At 65.4% G+C, this 16,443-nt stretch carries 14 protein-coding genes; 6 read left to right on the top strand and 8 right to left on the bottom strand.

All coding sequences use genetic code 11. The features are described from left to right. Positions 1-6 precede the first annotated feature (6 nt). The 5 genes from ACVIGB_RS37500 to ACVIGB_RS37480 form a co-directional block, all read right to left on the bottom strand. Positions 7-1,404, bottom strand: a complete 1,398-nt coding sequence (locus ACVIGB_RS37500; protein ID WP_092116272.1) for an NAD(P)(+) transhydrogenase (Re/Si-specific) subunit beta — start codon at positions 1,402-1,404, stop codon at positions 7-9. Between the two features lie 43 nt (positions 1,405-1,447). Next, positions 1,448-1,765 carry a proton-translocating transhydrogenase family protein gene (locus ACVIGB_RS37495; RefSeq protein WP_016841609.1) on the bottom strand — a complete coding sequence of 106 codons (318 nt, stop codon included), beginning with the start codon at positions 1,763-1,765 and terminating at the stop codon, positions 1,448-1,450. A gap of 11 nt (positions 1,766-1,776) precedes the next feature. After that, positions 1,777-2,901, bottom strand: a complete 1,125-nt coding sequence (locus ACVIGB_RS37490; RefSeq protein WP_342713340.1) for a Re/Si-specific NAD(P)(+) transhydrogenase subunit alpha — start codon at positions 2,899-2,901, stop codon at positions 1,777-1,779. Between the two features lie 142 nt (positions 2,902-3,043). After that, positions 3,044-3,196, bottom strand: coding sequence for an aa3-type cytochrome c oxidase subunit IV (locus ACVIGB_RS37485; protein ID WP_092123491.1), 153 nt, complete (start codon positions 3,194-3,196; stop codon positions 3,044-3,046). Positions 3,197-3,446: 250 nt separating this feature from the next. Further along, entirely contained in the window at positions 3,447-5,399 is a 1,953-nt protein-coding gene (locus ACVIGB_RS37480; protein WP_456718901.1) for a M3 family oligoendopeptidase, read from the bottom strand. Between ACVIGB_RS37480 and ACVIGB_RS37475 the strand changes: the two genes are divergently transcribed. From ACVIGB_RS37475 to ACVIGB_RS37460, 4 genes are all read left to right on the top strand, one after another. Beyond that, on the top strand, positions 5,284-5,520 hold the full coding sequence (locus ACVIGB_RS37475; protein ID WP_456749275.1) for a pentapeptide repeat-containing protein: 237 nt from the start codon (positions 5,284-5,286) through the stop codon (positions 5,518-5,520). The genes ACVIGB_RS37480 and ACVIGB_RS37475 overlap by 116 nt on opposite strands. Positions 5,521-5,541: 21 nt before the next feature. Then, positions 5,542-7,032 carry a sigma-54-dependent transcriptional regulator gene (locus ACVIGB_RS37470; protein ID WP_456718903.1) on the top strand — a complete coding sequence of 497 codons (1,491 nt, stop codon included), beginning with the start codon at positions 5,542-5,544 and terminating at the stop codon, positions 7,030-7,032. A gap of 305 nt (positions 7,033-7,337) precedes the next feature. Then, positions 7,338-9,638: a L,D-transpeptidase scaffold domain-containing protein gene (locus tag ACVIGB_RS37465; protein WP_456718904.1), complete on the top strand. Its 2,301-nt coding sequence runs from the start codon at positions 7,338-7,340 to the stop codon at positions 9,636-9,638. Between the two features lie 264 nt (positions 9,639-9,902). Next, the gene (locus ACVIGB_RS37460) at positions 9,903-11,513 is read left to right on the top strand and encodes a DUF882 domain-containing protein (RefSeq protein ID WP_456718905.1); all 1,611 of its coding nucleotides are present in this window, start codon (positions 9,903-9,905) and stop codon (positions 11,511-11,513) included. A gap of 40 nt (positions 11,514-11,553) precedes the next feature. On the opposite strand, the gene ACVIGB_RS37455 is transcribed toward ACVIGB_RS37460, so the two are convergent. The 3 genes from ACVIGB_RS37455 to ACVIGB_RS37445 all read right to left on the bottom strand — a co-directional run bounded on the left by ACVIGB_RS37455 (position 11,554) and on the right by ACVIGB_RS37445 (position 14,202). Next, complete coding sequence (locus ACVIGB_RS37455; protein ID WP_456718906.1) at positions 11,554-13,320, bottom strand: adenylate/guanylate cyclase domain-containing protein; 1,767 nt, start codon at positions 13,318-13,320, stop codon at positions 11,554-11,556. Between the two features lie 132 nt (positions 13,321-13,452). Then, complete coding sequence (locus ACVIGB_RS37450; protein WP_029085502.1) at positions 13,453-13,725, bottom strand: DUF2312 domain-containing protein; 273 nt, start codon at positions 13,723-13,725, stop codon at positions 13,453-13,455. A 174-nt stretch (positions 13,726-13,899) separates the two neighbouring features. Further along, a complete protein-coding gene (locus tag ACVIGB_RS37445; RefSeq protein ID WP_029085501.1) occupies positions 13,900-14,202 on the bottom strand; it encodes a DUF1244 domain-containing protein in 303 nt (100 codons plus the stop codon). 197 nt (positions 14,203-14,399) lie between these two features. On the opposite strand from ACVIGB_RS37445, the gene ACVIGB_RS37440 reads away from it, so the two are divergent. Then, on the top strand, positions 14,400-15,008 hold the full coding sequence (locus tag ACVIGB_RS37440; protein ID WP_092123478.1) for a DUF1036 domain-containing protein: 609 nt from the start codon (positions 14,400-14,402) through the stop codon (positions 15,006-15,008). After that, positions 15,005-16,441 carry a pyruvate kinase gene (gene pyk / locus ACVIGB_RS37435; RefSeq protein ID WP_092123476.1) on the top strand — a complete coding sequence of 479 codons (1,437 nt, stop codon included), beginning with the start codon at positions 15,005-15,007 and terminating at the stop codon, positions 16,439-16,441. Before ACVIGB_RS37440 ends, pyk begins: the two co-directional genes overlap by 4 nt. The last annotated feature ends 2 nt before the right edge of the window (positions 16,442-16,443 follow it).

The raw sequence follows: 16,443 nt of genomic DNA, 5'->3' as shown, positions 1-16,443 counted from the left end.
CCCGCCCTACATCGCCTTGACGATGTTCTCGGTGACCTTCTTGGCGTCGCCGAGCAGCATCATGGTGTTGTCGCGGTAGAACAGCGGGTTGTCGATGCCGGCATAGCCCGACGCCAGCGAGCGCTTGATGAACATCACGGTGCCGGCCTTCCAGACCTGCAGCACCGGCATGCCGTAGATCGGCGAGGTCTTGTCCTCTTCCGCCGCCGGGTTGGTGACGTCGTTGGCGCCGATCACAAACGCGATGTCGGCCTGCGCGAACTCCGAGTTGATGTCCTCGAGCTCGAACACCTCGTCATAGGGCACGTTGGCTTCGGCCAGCAGCACGTTCATGTGGCCGGGCATGCGCCCCGCCACCGGGTGAATGGCGTACTTCACCTCGACGCCTTCCTTCTTCAGGATATCCCCCATCTCGCGCAGCGCGTGCTGGGCCTGCGCCACCGCCATGCCGTAGCCGGGCACGATGATGACCTTGGAGGCGTTCTTCATGATGAAGGCGGCATCATCCGCCGAGCCGAGCTTGGCGGGCTTCTGCTCGCCGGAGCCGCCGCCGGCCGCCGCGGTCTCGCCGCCGAAGCCGCCGAGGATCACCGAGATGAACGAGCGGTTCATCGCGTGGCACATGATGTAGGACAGGATCGCACCCGACGAGCCGACCAGCGCGCCGGTGATGATCAGCGCCGAGTTGCCGAGCGTGAAGCCGATGCCGGCCGCGGCCCAGCCGGAGTACGAGTTCAGCATCGAGATCACGACCGGCATGTCGGCGCCGCCGATCGGGATGATCATCAAGACGCCGAGCGCCAGCGCGATGATCGTGATCAGCCAGAAGTCGAGCGCGCTGCCGCTCATCACCAGGCCGACGATGAAGAACACCAGCGCCAGGGCGAGCACGATGTTGATGACGTGGCGGAACGGCAGGATGATCGGCGCGCCGCTCATCCGGGCCGACAGCTTCAGGAACGCGATCACCGAGCCGGTGAAGGTCAAGGCGCCGATCGCAACGCCGAGCGACATCTCGACCAGGCTCTGCGGATGGATGTTGCCGGGCGTGCCGATATCGAACGCCTCGGGGGCGTAGAACGCGCCGGCGGCGACCAGCACCGCGGCCATGCCGACCAGCGAGTGGAACGCGGCGACGAGCTCCGGCATCGAGGTCATCGGCACCCGGCGCGCGATCACGGCGCCGATGCTGCCGCCGATCGCGATCGCGACGATGACCAAGAGCCAGGCGACGCCGTCGGCCGGCGGATGGCTCGCCAGCGTGGTGGCGACCGCGATCGCCATGCCGATCATGCCGAAGAAATTGCCCTGGCGCGACGATGCCGGGCTCGACAGGCCGCGCAGCGACAGGATGAACAGCACTCCCGCCACGAGATACAGAACAGCAGCCAGATTGGCGTTCATCTCAGGTCCCCCTTTGTCTTCGTCACCCCGAGGTGCACGCCGCTCACTTGGCTTTCTTCTTGTACATCGCCAGCATGCGCTGGGTGACCAGGAAGCCGCCGAAGATGTTCACGCAGGCGAAGATCAGCGCCACGAAGCCGAAGCCGCGGGCCCAGCCCGATCCGCTCGACACCATGCCGACGCCGACTGCGAGCAGCGCGCCGACCACGATCACCGAGGAGATCGCGTTGGTCACGCTCATCAGCGGGGTATGCAGCGCGGGGGTCACCGACCACACCACGAAATAGCCGACGAACACGGCAAGAACGAAGATCGACAGCCGGAACACGAACGGATCGACGGCCTGCGCGAGATGCTCCATGGCTTCTCTCCTTACTTCGGCTGGAAGTTGGGATGGATGACGGCGCCGTCTTTGGTCAGCGCGGTGGCCTTCACCAGCTCGTCGTCCCAATTGACCGCGAGCGCCTTGCTGGCCTTGTCGACCATCGTCTCGATGAACGAGAACAGGTTGCGCGCGTAGAGGCTCGAGGCCGAGGCGGCAACGCGGCCGGCGACATTGGTGTAGCCGACGATCTTGATGCCATCGGTCTCGACCACCTCGCCGGGCCTCGCGCCCTCGACATTGCCGCCGCGCTCGACCGCGAGATCGACCAGCACCGAGCCCGGCTTCATCGACTTGACCATCTCGCCCGAGACGAGCTTCGGCGCCGGACGGCCCGGGATCAGCGCGGTGGTGATCACGATGTCCTGCTTCTTGATATGCTCGGCGGTCAGCGCGGCCTGCTTGGCCTGATATTCCTTGGACATCTCCTTGGCGTAGCCGCCGGCGGTCTGCGCGTTCTTGAACTCCTCGTCCTCGACGGCGAGGAATTTGGCGCCCAAGCTCTCCACCTGCTCCTTGGTGGCGGGGCGCACGTCGGTCGCGGTGACGACGGCACCTAACCGGCGCGCGGTCGCGATCGCCTGCAGGCCGGCGACGCCGACGCCCATCACGAACACTTTGGCGGCCGGAATGGTGCCGGCGGCGGTCATCATCATCGGGAAGGCACGGCCGAACGCTTCGGCGCCCTCGATCACCGCCCGGTAGCCGGCGAGGTTGGCCTGCGAGGACAGCACGTCCATCACCTGGGCGCGGGTGATGCGCGGCATCAATTCCATCGCAAACGCCGACACGCCGGCATCGGCCATCGCCTTCAGCGCGGCCTCGTTGCCGTAGGGGTCCATGATCGCGATCACGAGCGCGCCGCGCTTGTACTTCGCCAGCTCGGAGGCCTCCGGCCGCTTCACCTTGATGATGATGTCGGCGTCCTTGAGCGCGTCGGCGCTGACGGTGGCGCCGGCCGCGACAAGCTCCGAATCGGGCAGCCCCGACTTGACGCCCGCGCCCGGCTCGACCGCGACCTCGGCGCCCAGCGCCTTGAACTTCTTGATGGTATCGGGCGAAACCGCAACCCGCGGCTCCGACGCATCGATTTCCTTGGCAACGGCGATCTTCATGGGCCCTCCGGCGGCGCGAGCGGCGCACGCGTCTTCAAACTAGCGTTATTTTCGCCAGATTGGATACCCGGTTTTTCCATCCGGGTTTCGACAGGAATTCCGGCACCGCCGCGGGACGGCGATGCTGCTAGCCGATCAGGGATCAGACCAGGAAATAGGCCATCAAGGCGAGGAGGATGGCGACGCTGATGGTGCCGTATTTGACCAGCACAATAAACCCTTCATAGGTCTGCTCATGCGCCACGTAATCGTTGCCGTCGGCGGTCGTATAGGCCACTTCGCTATGGTCTGCCATCGCTGTCCCCAGTCAGAAATTCGCGTTCTGCGAGCCATTACCGCAAACAGGTTGGCAGGGCAACGGCGTGGTCCCGATCGGGCGATTTGAACCGCAAATCGTCCCCGATTCACCCCTCGAGCGACGGCCCTGCGGCCGCCCTTGGAGCAGGATTGATCTCCCAAACGCGGGCGTCACGGGACGATCATGCCGCGAGGCGCAAAAAACGCTGCGCAAATCTGACCCGGGCCAGCCGGCAGGCAGATGGTCGTCAGCCCATCGTCTCCAATTCGTCGATCATGCCGGCGATGACGGACAGGCCGCCGTCCCAGAATTTCGGGTCCTTGGCGTCGAGCCCGAACGGCCGCAGCAGCTCGGAGTAATGCTTGGTGCCGCCGGCGGCGAGCATGTCGAGATAGCGCTCGGCGAAACCGTCGGATGCGTGCTCGTAGACCGCATAGAGCGAGTTCACCAGGCAATCGCCGAACGCATAGGCGTAGACGTAGAACGGCGAGTGGATGAAGTGCGGGATGTACATCCAGAACGTCTCGTAGCCCGGCTTGATCTCGATCGCGGGCCCCAGGCTCTCGGCCTGCACGCTGAGCCACAGCTCGCCGATCCGCGCGGCGGTCAGCTCGCCATTCTTGCGCTCGGTATGAACCGCACGCTCGAATGAATAGAACGCGATCTGCCGCACCACGGTGTTGATCATGTCCTCGACCTTGCCCGCGAGCAGCGCCTGGCGCTGCTTGGCGTTCCTGGTCTGCGACAACAGCCGCTTGAAGGTCAGCATCTCGCCGAACACGCTCGCGGTCTCCGCCAGCGTCAGCGGCGTCGGCGCCATCAGCGCGCCGTTCTTCGCCGCCAGCACCTGATGGACGCCATGGCCGAGCTCATGCGCCAACGTCATCACGTCGCGCGGCTTGCCCTGATAATTCATCAGCACATAGGGATGTGCCGACGGCGTGGTCGGATGCGAGAACGCACCGGGCGCCTTGCCTGGACGCACCGGCGCATCGATCCAGCGATCGCTGAAGAAGCGCTCCGCGATCTCGGCCATCTTGGGCGAGAAGCCGTTATAGGCCGACAGCACCATGTTGCGCGCCTCGGGCCAGGCGATGGTGCCGGTCGCCGCGAACGGCAGCGGCGCGTTGCGATCCCAGTGCGGCAGCTTCTTCTTTTTGAACCAGCCGGCCTTCAACGCGTAGTAGCGGTGCGACAGCTTCGGATAGGCCGCGCGCACCGAGGCGACCAGCGCATCGACCACCTCGCGCTCGACCCGGTTGTTGAGATGGCGGGAATCCGCGACGTCCTGGAAGCCGCGCCAGCGGTCGGAGATTTCCTTGTCCTTGGCCAGCGTGTTGGTGATCAGCGCGAAGGTGCGCTCATTGTCCTTGAAGGTCTTGGCGAGCGCCTGCGCCGCGGACTTGCGCTTGTCGCCGGCCTTGTCCTGCAACAGGTTGAGCGTCGGCTCGATCGCGAGTTCCTTGCCCGCGACCTTGAAGCGCAGGCCGGAGATGGTCTGGTCGAACAGCCGGTTCCAGGCCGCGTAGCCGCTCTGCGCCTTTTCGTGGAAGAGCTGCTCGACGCGATCCTCGAGTTGGTACGGCTTGTCCTTGCGCAGATCCTCGATCCACGGCCGGTAGTGGCCGAGCGTGGGCTCGGCCATCGCGCGCTCGATCACATCATCGTCAACCCGATTGAGCTCGAGCGAGAAGAACAGGAGATGCACCGAGGCGGCCGTCAGCCGCTCGGAGACGTCACCGTAGAACTTCGAGATCGCGGGATCGACGCTGTCGCCGGCATGGACCAGGCCGGCATAAGAGCCGAGACGGCCAGCCAGATCGTCGATCGCCTCATAACGGCGGATCGCCCCGGCCAGCCACTTTCCGCCGCCTTCCTTGCCGGTATTTTCGGCAAGCTTGCCCTTGTAGTCGGTCTCAAACGCGACGCAATCTGCATCCATTTTCTGCAAATCGCGTGCGACTTCCGGCGCGTCGATACCGGAGTAGAGATCTGCCAGATTCCATTCCGGAAGCTTGCCGGTCTTGCCGGCCGCCTGTTTCGCCGCCGGGCTGGCTGCGGCCGGTTTGCGTTGCGCGGCCGTCTTGCGCAGCGCGGCTTCCTTGCGGAGAGCAGACTTTCCGAGAGCAGACTTGCTGGGAGTGGGAGCAGACTTGCTGGGAGCAGACTTGAGGGAGGCAGTTTTGGAGCGCGAGGTCATCTTGTTCGTAACCTTACTTCAGTCGGAAAGATGTCGGCGGCGGCGGAATGAAAGCGGGTTTGCAAGGTTTAAGAGTGCGTTAATCGGCATCGGCGACATTGCCCCGATTCGAGACAGATAAACGTAGCGTGCGGGGAAAACCATGGCTGCCACCATTTTGATCGCCGATGATGACGCCGTACAGCGTCGTTTGGTTGAAAACATGGTGCAGAAGTGCGGCTATGAGCCCCTCGTCGTGGACAGTGGCGACGCGGCGATAGCGGCCCTGACCGCATCCGAGACGCAGGCGATCGATGCCGTCGTGCTCGACCTCGTGATGCCGGGCCTCGACGGTCTCGGAGTCCTCGCAAAAATTCGTGAAGCTGGTTTGAACGTCCCGGTCATCGTGCAGACCGCGCATGGCGGCATCGACAATGTGGTGTCGGCGATGCGCGCCGGTGCCCAGGATTTCGTCGTCAAGCCGGTCGGCTTCGAACGGCTGCAGGTCTGCCTGCGCAACGCCCTCAACGCATCGGCGCTGAAGGGCGAATTGCAGCGCATCCGCCACAGCCGCGAGGGCCGGCTGACCTTCTCCGACATCATCACCCGCAGCGAGGCGATGGCCGCCGTGCTGCGCACGGCACAGAAAGCCGCATCCTCGACCATCCCGGTGCTGATCGAGGGCGAGTCCGGCGTCGGCAAGGAACTGTTCGCGCGCGCCATCCATGGCAGCAGCGAGCGCAAGGCCAAGCCGTTCGTCGCGGTGAACTGCGGCGCGATCCCGGACAATCTCGTTGAATCGATCCTGTTCGGCCACGAGAAGGGCGCCTTCACCGGCGCCACCGAGCGTCACCAGGGCAAGTTCGTCGAGGCCCATGGCGGCACGTTGTTCCTCGACGAGGTCGGCGAATTGCCGCTGGCCACGCAGGTGAAACTGCTGCGCGCGCTGCAGGAAGGCACCGTCGAGGCGGTCGGCGGCCGCAAGCCGGTCAAGGTCGATGTCCGCATCATCTCGGCGACCAACCGCAAGCTGCTCGATCTCGTGAAGGCCGGCCAGTTCCGCGAGGACCTGTTCTACCGCCTGCACGTGCTGCCGCTGACCATTCCGGCGCTGCGGCAGCGGCGCGAAGACATCCCGCATCTGCTGCGGCATTTCCTGGCGCGGTTCTGCGCCGAGGAGAACCGCAACATCACCGGCATCAGCGGCGACGCGATGGCGCATCTGGCGCAGCTCGATTGGCCGGGCAACATCCGCCAGCTCGAGAACACGGTGTATCGCGCCGTGGTGATGAGCGATGGCGACCAGCTCGGGCTCGCCGACTTCCCGCAAGGAGCGTCGCATCCGGTGCCGGAAGGCAAAATGCTCCAGGGCGAGCCGCTGGTGGTGTCGCCGTCCACGGCGCCCGCCATGATCTCCGGTAATGAAATACCGACAACTACCGCCCTGCCGACAGCGGGCGGCCTCTCGATACTCAATGCCGCGGGCGAGGTGCGCCCGCTAGAAGATCTCGAGAACGAGATCATCCGGTTTGCGATTTCGCATTATCGCGGACAGATGTCGGAGGTCGCGCGTCGCCTCAAGATCGGCCGCTCGACCCTCTACCGCAAGCTCGACGAGGCCGCGGCCGGCACGCGCACAAGCGACGCCACCTAAACCCGAGGCCGACGAGGCCATACCAGGGAACCTTTTGAACCGTGTCCCGTCGGTGACAGACAAAGGCTTTACCGCGTGGCAAAAACGCACGGCCCGAGCGAAATCAGCTGCTTCGAGGTCAGTTTGTCGTGAGTTGCCCCGCAAGGCGCTGGCTGCATAAGAGGGGCAAATGTATCGTCTGCGTTAATTGCGTGCAGGCATACGAGTCGTTTGAGAAGCCGGCGCTTTCGCGCAAGCTATGAAACCGAATACCGATTTGAACTGTTCCAGATTCTGAGGGGCAGTTCCACCCAGGGGGTGCGAAAATGCGTGACTGTTCGAACAACCGTCGAGGATTTGACCGCGTATTGATGGCCGTCGCGGCGACCTTCCTCACGGTGTCCGCGAGCTCGGCCTTCGCGCAGGACACGCCTCGCTCCAGCGCCTCGGAACTGGCGATCGACGCCGCGATCCCGCGCCCCGAACCGGCCAATGTGCCGCCGCCCACCGCAAGCGATTTCAAGGCCGACACCACCGCCGCGCTGCCCGACGCAGCCAAGCCGGCGGACGTGAAGCCGGCCGAGGTGCAGGCCACCGAGGCCAAGCCCGTTGATGCCAAGCCGACAGAGCCGAGCGCGACGGCAAAGGCCGTCGAGCCGAAGCCCGCCGATGTCGTCACTGCGCCGGCGACGCAGCCCGCCGATACGCCCAAGACCGATGCACCGAAGACCGATACCGCGGTCGCACCGGCTGCGGCTGCACCCGCCCCTGCCACCGCAACGGCGCCTTCCGCAAGCCCCGCGCCGGCAACGGCCACGGCGCCCGCCGCCGCTCCGGCTCCCGCGACGGCGGCAGCTCCGGCGACTGAACCCGCGAAGGCTGCGAGCAACGTTGCCGCCGAGGATCAGGCGGTCGCCGACAAGCTGCGCGAACTGCTCGCCAACAAGTCGCTGCGCACCTTCGATCGCAAGAACGAGCGCGCCACCGCCGAGAAGTTCTATTCGGCCCGCGAATATGCACCCGTCTTCACCAGGGCCGGCAAGCTGACCGATGCCGGCAAGGGCGTCATCGCCCGCCTGAAGGATGCGGCCGCCGACGGCCTCGATGCCGCCGACTATCCGGTGCCGGATTTCACTGCTGCGACGACGCCCGATGCGCTGGCCGACGCCGAGCTGAAGCTCGCGGCCAGCATGCTGGACTATGCGCGCCAGGCCCAGAGCGGCCGCATGCACTGGTCGCAGGTGTCGGCGGACATCCTCTATCCGGAACACCCGATCGATCCGACTGAGGTGTTTGCGAATGTGACCTCGGCCAAGGATGCCTCCGCCGCGCTCGACGGCTACAACCCGCCGCAGAAGCTCTACAAGGAGCTGAAGAAGAAGCTCGCCGAGCTGCGCGGCCAGGGCGACGGCCCGGTAATCACGATCGCCGACGGCCCTGCGTTGAAATACGTCCCCGCGCGCAAGAAGCAGGCCGCGGTCGAGATGGACGATCCGCGCGTGCCGGACCTGCGCAACAAGCTCGGCATCACCGAGGATGCCGACAGCACCAGGTATGACGCGACGGTGGCGCGGGCGGTGGAGAAATTCCAGAGCAGCGTCGACCTCAAGGCGACCGGCGTGCTCGACGAGCGCACGGTGAAGGCGCTGAACAATCCGAAGCGCGACCGTCAGATCGACACCGTGCTCGTCAACATGGAGCGCTGGCGCTGGCTGCCGCGCCAGCTCGGCGCGGCCAATGTCGGCAATGCCTATGTGATCCTCAACATCCCCGACTATACGCTGAAGGTGATGCAGAACGGCGCGCAGGTCTGGACCACGCGCGTCGTCACCGGCAAGCCCGGCCAGCACGCCACGCCGCTTCTGACCGAAACGATGAAGTACATCACGGTCAACCCGACCTGGAACGTGCCGCCATCGATCATCTACAACGAGTATCTGCCGGCCCTGCAGCAGGATCCGACGGTGCTGCAGCGCATGGGCCTCAAGCTCGAGCGCAACCGCGACGGCTCGATCCACGTCTCGCAGCCGCCCGGTGAAGCCAACGCGCTCGGCCGCATCCGCTTCAATTTCCCGAACAAGTTCCTGGTCTATCAGCACGACACGCCGGACAAGTATTTGTTCGCGAAGGATGAGCGCGCCTTCAGCCACGGCTGCATGCGCGTGCAGAATCCGGATCAGTACGCGTCCGTGCTGCTCAACATCACCGAGCCGAACCAGCACTACACGCCGGAGCGGATCCGCAGCATGTACGGCTCGAGCGAAGTCGATCTGAAATTCCCGACGCCGATCCCGGTCAACATCACCTACCAGACCGCGTTCGTGGACGACGCCGGCAAGCTGCAAATCCGCAGGGACATCTACGGCCGCGACGCCGCCATGCTGTCGCTGCTCAAGAACAGCCGCGGCAAGGATCTCGAAACGGTGGTGGCGCACGCCCAGCCGAGCTACGCGCGGCCGCCGAGCAGCAGCCTGCCGCCTGGCGTCAACTTCGCCGGGGACAACAGCGGCTTTGGCTCCTCCGGACCGAACTTCTTCGAACGCCTGTTCGGTGGATTCGGCCAGCCGGAGCCGCAGCCGGTCCGCCGCGGCCAGGCCCAGCAGCAGCGCCGGGTTATCACCCGCTAATCTGCCTCTCCGCCCGATTGGGATAAATATTGAAGTAAAATCAACGATCTCGCTCAAAAAGCGAGATCGTTTACGTTAACCATTTGCGATGGGCTCCGGGAAACAGGGCTATCTTTTGCCACACTCGCCCAGTTAGTTAAGCCCAACTTGGGGGCGGGTCGGTAAACCTCGGTTAACCCTCCCGCTTTAAGAAAGCGTTCACCGTCTTCCGCAGGGGGTCTGCGAGGATGCCGACCGAACGCTCGTCGACTGGGTGGGCTCATAGTGCTGGCTGTTTTCGCACGCCGCTACAAACCGCTGTCGCTGCCTAAGGCCGGATACCAAGTCGGCCTGACCGCGCTATTGCTGTTGGCGGGCGCCGGCTCGGTGCACGATGCGACGGCGCTGAACCAGACCCGCACCCTCTCCTTCCACCACACCCATTCCGGCGAAGACCTCACCATCACCTTCAAGCGCGATGGCCGCTACGACGAAGCCGCGCTGAAGCAGCTCAATCACTTCCTGCGCGACTGGCGATCCCAGGATGAGACGGTGATGGATCGTCACCTCTTCGACATCCTCTGGGAAGTCTATAACGACGTCGGCGGCAAGCAGCCGATCCAGATCATCTCCGCCTATCGCGCCCCTGCCACCAACGCCATGCTCCGCCGCCGCTCCTCGGGCGTTGCGCGCCACAGCCAGCACATGCTGGGGCATGCGATGGACTTCTTCATTCCCGGCGTTCCGCTGGAGCAGATCCGCTTCGCCGGCCTGCGCCTGCAGCGCGGCGGCGTTGGCTTCTATCCGACCTCGGGCTCGCCCTTCGTGCATCTCGACACCGGCGGCATTCGCCACTGGCCGCGAATGACCCGCGAGCAGCTGGTCCGGGTGTTCCCCGACGGCCGCACCGTCCATGTCCCGACCGACGGCACGCCGCTGAAGGGCTATGAACTCGCCAAGGCCGACATCGAACGCCGCGGCAATGGCGACGATGCTGCGACCATCAGCAAGCCGACCCTGTTCGCAAAGCTGTTCGGGGCCGGCAAGTCGGGTGACGACGAAGACGAAGGTGGGGCCACCGTGAGCGACAAACCCCCCGCCACCGTGTTAGCGGCCGCTGCGCCCGCCAAATCTTCGGATACCAAATCCGCCGATCCCGTTCCGCTGCCGCGCGCCAAGCCGCAGCAGTTCGCCGCCGCCATCCAGCTCGCCGCCGCCGACGCGCAGCTCGTCCCGATGCCGAAGGCGAAGCCGGCGGTGCAGGTGGTGCAGACGGCCGAGAACACCGCACCGCAATCGCCCGCCGACATCATCAATGCCCGCGGTTTCTGGGGTGACGAGTCCGCGGCGCCGAAGCAGGCATCGGCCGCGCAGATCGCCGCGCTGAAGGCGCGCGAGGCGGTCGGCGGCTCCGATCCGCAGACCACCGCCAGCACGACCGAGAACTTCAACAAGGCGCTCGCTTATGCGCCGGCTGCGTCGTCGCCGGTCGACCGTGCCAATATCGTCGCCGCGACCGCGCCGATCCCGCGCAATGTGCGCCCGGCGCGCAATGCGGCGGCGCCGGCCACCGAAATCAACACCGTCGTTGCGAAGGGCACACCTAGCCAGGGCGTCATCACGACATCGGCGCGGATCTCGGCCGCCAAGGGCAACGACATCTGGATGCGCGTCGTGATGCTGGCGCCGAGCGCGAGCAGCGGCATGCTGACCACGGTGCTTGGCGACACCGACATGAACATGATGCGGCAGCATTTCGTGAAGCCGCAGGCCGCCGTCGCCATGACCTTCTCGGAAGATCCGATGATGGGCATGACCTGCGATCGCTTCTCGGGCTCGGCCACCGCCCTCTTGACGACCCAGTCCTTCGTGCTGCGCACCGCCTCGCTGCGCTAGGCTCTACGCACGATATCCCTTCAATCCCTTGATCAGCCGTTCAAGCCGGCAGCCCCGCCTTGAGCAGGCCAGCCTCATAGCGCGCCCGGTCGGGCTCGCGCTTGTAATGCTGGGTCGCAAGATGGGCGGCGACCGAGAAGGTCGGCTCGCGCTTCATCACCTCGGCGGCGTGCGCGGAGGCCGCCACGGCGTTGCCCATCTGCGCCAAGGTCGCTGCAAGGAAGGCGTGATGAGTGTGGTCGGGCCGCGTGATCCGCGAGAACGCTTCGGCGGCATCGGCGTATTTCTCGGCGCAATAGCTGGCGCGGCCGAGATGGCTCCAGAAGCGCTCCGGATGATACGGATTAAGGCGCATTGCCCGCTTGATCCAGTCGATGCCCTCCTCCGGCCGCCCGAGCCATGTCAGGAGCTCGCCCTGCTGCACGACGACGAGGTCGTAGTTCGGGTTGAGCGCGAGCGCGCGCTCCTGATGGAATGCCGCCTTGTCGTGGTCGTCGCGGTTGAGGTTCAGCGCGGCGAGGATCCGGTGCACGTCGCTGTCATTGTCGTCGAGCTTGAGCGCGATCTCGAGCTCGGCGCCCACCTGCGCGAAGGTCGCGTCGCGGTCGTCGCACCAATTGTAGACCCAGGTCTGGCCGAGCACGCAGGCCCGCCAGGCGTGCGCATGGGCGTAGTTGGGATCGAGCACGATGGCCCGCTCGAGCAAACGCTGCGCTTCCGTATTGTCGTCGCGGGCCGAGCGATGATGCAGCACCTTGGCGGCCAGCACGCACTCATAGGCCGCCATGTTGTCGGTCGGCTTGCGCTTGACGCGGTCGTGTGCGGCGGCCTCGACGCGCCCCGGCAAGGTCGCCGCGATCGCGCGCGTCATCTCGTCCTGGATGGCGAAGATATCGGCAAGCTCGCGGTCGTAGCGTTCGGCCCAGACGTGCCGGTCGGCCTCGGCATCAATCAGCTGCACCGTGACGCGGATTCGGCCGCCCGCCTTGCGCACGCTGCCCTCCAGCACATAGTCGACGGCGAATTCCTTCGCGACGTCCTGCACCTTCACGGCCTTGCCCTTGTACACGAAGGTCGAGTTGCGCGAGATCACGAGCAAATCGTGGAAGCGCGACAGCTCGGTGATGATGTCCTCGGTGAGCCCGTCGGCGAAGAATTCCTGCTCCGGATCGCCGCTCATGTTGACGAGCGGCAGCACCGCAATCGACGGCTTCTTGGCCATGACGGGAGCGGCCGCGGCGCCCTTCAGGCGATCGGCAACGGCCTCGGCATCCGGCTCGATATGGACGCGGAAAACCCGGATAGGGCGCGCGATGTTCTTGACGGTCTGATCGCCGAGATCCTCGAAGCTCAGATCTTCCAGACGATCGCCGACCTGATCGCGGACCGCGCCCGACACGCAGATGCCGCCGGGCTCGGCCAGCACCTCCAGGCGGGACGCGACATTGACGCCGTCGCCGAAGATGTCGGCGCCGTCGACGATCACATCGCCGAGATTGATGCCGATGCGAAACTGCATCCACCGCGCCGGCGCGACGTCGGAGTTGCGTTTGGCCATCCGGCGCTGGACCTCGGCCGCGCACAGCACCGCATCGACGACGCTGTGAAACTCGACCAGCAGGCCGTCGCCGGTGGTCTTGATGATGCGGCCGCGATTCTTGCTGATGGCCGGATCGATCAGCTCGATCCGATGGGTCTTGAGGCGCGCAAGGGTGCCCGTCTCGTCAGCCTCCATCAGGCGGCTAAAGCCGACCATGTCGGCGGCGAGGACCGCAGCGAGCCGACGCTCTGGTCCTGGCACGTCCATCTGAACGCTCTGCCCGGTTACCTCACCGGCAGTGTAGCAAATCCCGGGATTTCACCCAAGCCTCGCCGAGAGGATTGGGCGAGTTACCCCGGGCGGGCGCCTTGGCGACGCCAGACCGGCCCGCCTGCCGCCTCAGAGCATCCCGAGCGCCTGCATATAGGTCTCCAGGATGGTTTCCTGCTCCTGGCGCTCGTTGGCATCCTGCTTGCGCAGGCGCACGATGGTGCGCAGCGCCTTGACGTCGAAGCCGTTGCCCTTGGCCTCGGCATAGACGTCGCGGATATCGTCCGAGATGGTCTTCTTTTCCTCTTCCAGCCGCTCAATGCGCTCGATGATGGATTTGAGCTGGTCCTTGGCAAATCGCGTTGCGGGTTCATCCTGAACGGCGGCAGACGTGGTGGCCATCGCGTACTCCTGAAATGGCAATGAAATGTCGCGCGAATACGCGCCACGCGCACCGCTTGTTGCGGGCGACCCTCGATTTTGGAGCACGTCCCGTCAAGGAAACATCGCGCTCATCCACAGCGCGCCCACAGGAGATGCTGATGGCCACGGAACTGGCGTCACATCAATCGGGAATTAGTGCCCGCTTTGGGCCTTCTTCATCGCCGCGAGCTGCTCCGGCGTCGCGCTGCCCTGATGCTTCGCCTTCCACTCCTCATAGGGCATGCCGTAGACCGCCTCGCGGCTCTCGTCCTTGCTCACCGCAAGGCCCTTGGCGTCGGCCTCTTCCTTCATCCAGTTGGACAGGCAATTGCGGCAGAAGCCGGCAAGGTTCATCAGGTCGATGTTCTGCACATCGGTCCGGTTGCGCAGATGATCGACGAGGCGCCGGAACACCGCGGCCTCAAGTTCTGTTCTGGTTTTGTCGTCAATGCTCATGATCGTGATCCCGGTGTGATGTGCTCACCATATTGATATCAGGTGGGAATTGTCACAGATTTTGCCATATCGACGCGCAATACGGGCCTGTTCGGCCACACTGGTCACGGTCCCGCAGCGTGGGGGACGGGCGCCCGCCCGTTGACAGTGCCTGCCCGGCACGCGAAATCGACAATGATTTGATATAGCTTCGCCGCATGAGCCCAACAGATTCTCTCGCCTCAGCTCCCCGCACCATCCGCCTGATCCTGGCCGGCATCCTGCCGGTGCTGGCGCTGGTCGCGGCATGCCTGTGGACGAGCCCGGCGGCCGCCGATTTCCGGCTGTGCAACAACACCTCGAGCCGGGTCGGGATCGCGCTCGGCTACAAGGACGCCGAGGGCTGGACCACAGAAGGCTGGTGGAATGTGTCGTCGCGGACCTGCGAGACCCTGCTGCGCGGCAATCTTGTGGCGCGCTACTACTACATCTACGCTCTCGACTACGATCGCGGCGGCGAATGGTCCGGCCAGGCCTTCATGTGCTCGCGCGACAAGGAATTCACCATCAAGGGCACCGAGAATTGCCTGGCGCGGGGTTTTGACCGCACCGGCTTCTTCGAGGTCGACACCGGCGAGCAGCGTGCATGGACCGTCCAGTTGACCGAAGCCAACGAACAACAGCCGCAGAAAGTACCGGGAATGCCGGGCGGCGTGGCCCCGGGAAGCCCCGGGGCGATGCCGGGCCTGCCCAACCCGCCGCCGGGCGCAGCGCCTCCGGGCGCGTCGGGTCTGCCGCCAGCCGCACCACCCGGAAACAAACAATGAGACGACTGCGCCGAATCAAGATCCTTGCAACGCTCGGCCCGGCCTCCTCAGACAGCGCGATGATCCGCAAGCTGTTCGAGGCGGGTGCCGACGTGTTCCGCATCAACATGAGCCATACCCCGCATGACAAGATGCGGGAGCTGGTCAAGACCATCCGCAATGTCGAATCGAGCTACGGCCGGCCGATCGGCATCCTGGTCGACCTGCAAGGGCCGAAGCTGCGGGTCGGCGCCTTCGCGGAAGGGTCGACCCAGCTCAAGAACGGCCAGAGCTTCATTCTGGATTCCGACAAGACGCCGGGCGACAACAGCCGCGTCCAGCTTCCGCATCCGGAGATCCTCGCCGCGCTCCGCCCCGGCCACGCGCTGTTGCTCGACGACGGCAAGGTGCGGCTGATCGCCGAGGAAACCTCGCCCGACCGCGCGGTCACGCGCGTCGTGATCGGCGGCAAGATGTCGGACCGCAAGGGCGTCAGCCTGCCCGACACCGACCTGCCGGTCTCCGCGATGACCCCGAAGGACCGCGCCGATCTGGAAGCCGCGCTGCCGGAAGGGATCGACTGGGTTGCGCTGTCCTTCGTGCAGCGTGCCGAGGACGTGATCGAAGCCAAGAAGATGATCCGCGGCCGTGCCGCGGTGATGGCCAAGATCGAGAAACCGCAGGCGATCGACCGCCTCGGCGACATCATCGAGGTGGCGGATGCGCTGATGGTGGCGCGCGGCGATCTCGGCGTCGAGCTGCCGCTGGAGCGGGTGCCTAGCCTGCAGAAGCAGATGATCCGGATGGCGCGGCGCGCCGGCAGGCCGGTGGTGGTCGCAACCCAAATGCTGGAATCGATGATCCAGGCACCGGTGCCGACGCGCGCCGAGGTCTCCGACGTCGCCACCGCCGTCTACGAAGGCGCCGACGCCATCATGCTGTCGGCGGAATCCGCCGCCGGCAAATTCCCGGTCGAAGCGGTCTCGACCATGAACCGCATCGGCGAGGAGGTGGAGCGCGATCCGACCTATCGCAGCATGATCAACGCACAGCGCGTCGATCCCGAGGCGACGGTGGGCGATGCCATTGCCGACGCCGCGCGGCAGATCGCCGAGACGCTCGATCTGTCGGCGATCATCTGCTGGACCTCGTCTGGCTCGACCGCGATCCGCGTGGCGCGCGAGCGGCCCAAGGTGCCGGTGGTCGCGATCACGCCGAACCTCGTCACCGGACGCAAGCTGTCGGTGGTGTGGGGCGTGCATTGCGTGGTCGCCGAGGACGCCCACGATCTCGACGACATGGTTGAACGCGCCGGCTCGATCGCATTCCGGGACGGTTTTGCCAAGGCCGGCCAGCGCGTCATCATCGTCGCCGGCGTGCCGCTCCGCGCGCCCGGCACCACCAACATGCTGCGCATCGCCTCGGTCGGACCGAACGGCGACGCGCAGCTGTAGAT

Source organism: Bradyrhizobium sp. USDA 4341 (assembly GCF_054063755.1).
This window is presented reverse-complemented; position numbering and strand designations above follow the sequence as displayed.

What these genes read in the sequence shown, in the direction of transcription:
- ACVIGB_RS37480 (WP_456718901.1), bottom strand. Translation starts at nt 5,399, where the DNA reads ATGACCTCGCGCTCCAAAACTGCCTCCCTCAAGTCTGCTCCCAGCAAG.
- ACVIGB_RS37465 (WP_456718904.1), top strand. Translation starts at nt 7,338, where the DNA reads ATGCGTGACTGTTCGAACAACCGTCGAGGATTTGACCGCGTATTGATG.
- ACVIGB_RS37500 (WP_092116272.1), bottom strand. Translation starts at nt 1,404, where the DNA reads ATGAACGCCAATCTGGCTGCTGTTCTGTATCTCGTGGCGGGAGTGCTG.
- ACVIGB_RS37450 (WP_029085502.1), bottom strand. Translation starts at nt 13,725, where the DNA reads ATGGCCACCACGTCTGCCGCCGTTCAGGATGAACCCGCAACGCGATTT.
- ACVIGB_RS37495 (WP_016841609.1), bottom strand. Translation starts at nt 1,765, where the DNA reads ATGGAGCATCTCGCGCAGGCCGTCGATCCGTTCGTGTTCCGGCTGTCG.
- pyk (WP_092123476.1), top strand. Translation starts at nt 15,005, where the DNA reads ATGAGACGACTGCGCCGAATCAAGATCCTTGCAACGCTCGGCCCGGCC.
- ACVIGB_RS37440 (WP_092123478.1), top strand. Translation starts at nt 14,400, where the DNA reads ATGAGCCCAACAGATTCTCTCGCCTCAGCTCCCCGCACCATCCGCCTG.
- ACVIGB_RS37485 (WP_092123491.1), bottom strand. Translation starts at nt 3,196, where the DNA reads ATGGCAGACCATAGCGAAGTGGCCTATACGACCGCCGACGGCAACGAT.
- ACVIGB_RS37470 (WP_456718903.1), top strand. Translation starts at nt 5,542, where the DNA reads ATGGCTGCCACCATTTTGATCGCCGATGATGACGCCGTACAGCGTCGT.
- ACVIGB_RS37455 (WP_456718906.1), bottom strand. Translation starts at nt 13,320, where the DNA reads ATGGACGTGCCAGGACCAGAGCGTCGGCTCGCTGCGGTCCTCGCCGCC.
- ACVIGB_RS37490 (WP_342713340.1), bottom strand. Translation starts at nt 2,901, where the DNA reads ATGAAGATCGCCGTTGCCAAGGAAATCGATGCGTCGGAGCCGCGGGTT.
- ACVIGB_RS37445 (WP_029085501.1), bottom strand. Translation starts at nt 14,202, where the DNA reads ATGAGCATTGACGACAAAACCAGAACAGAACTTGAGGCCGCGGTGTTC.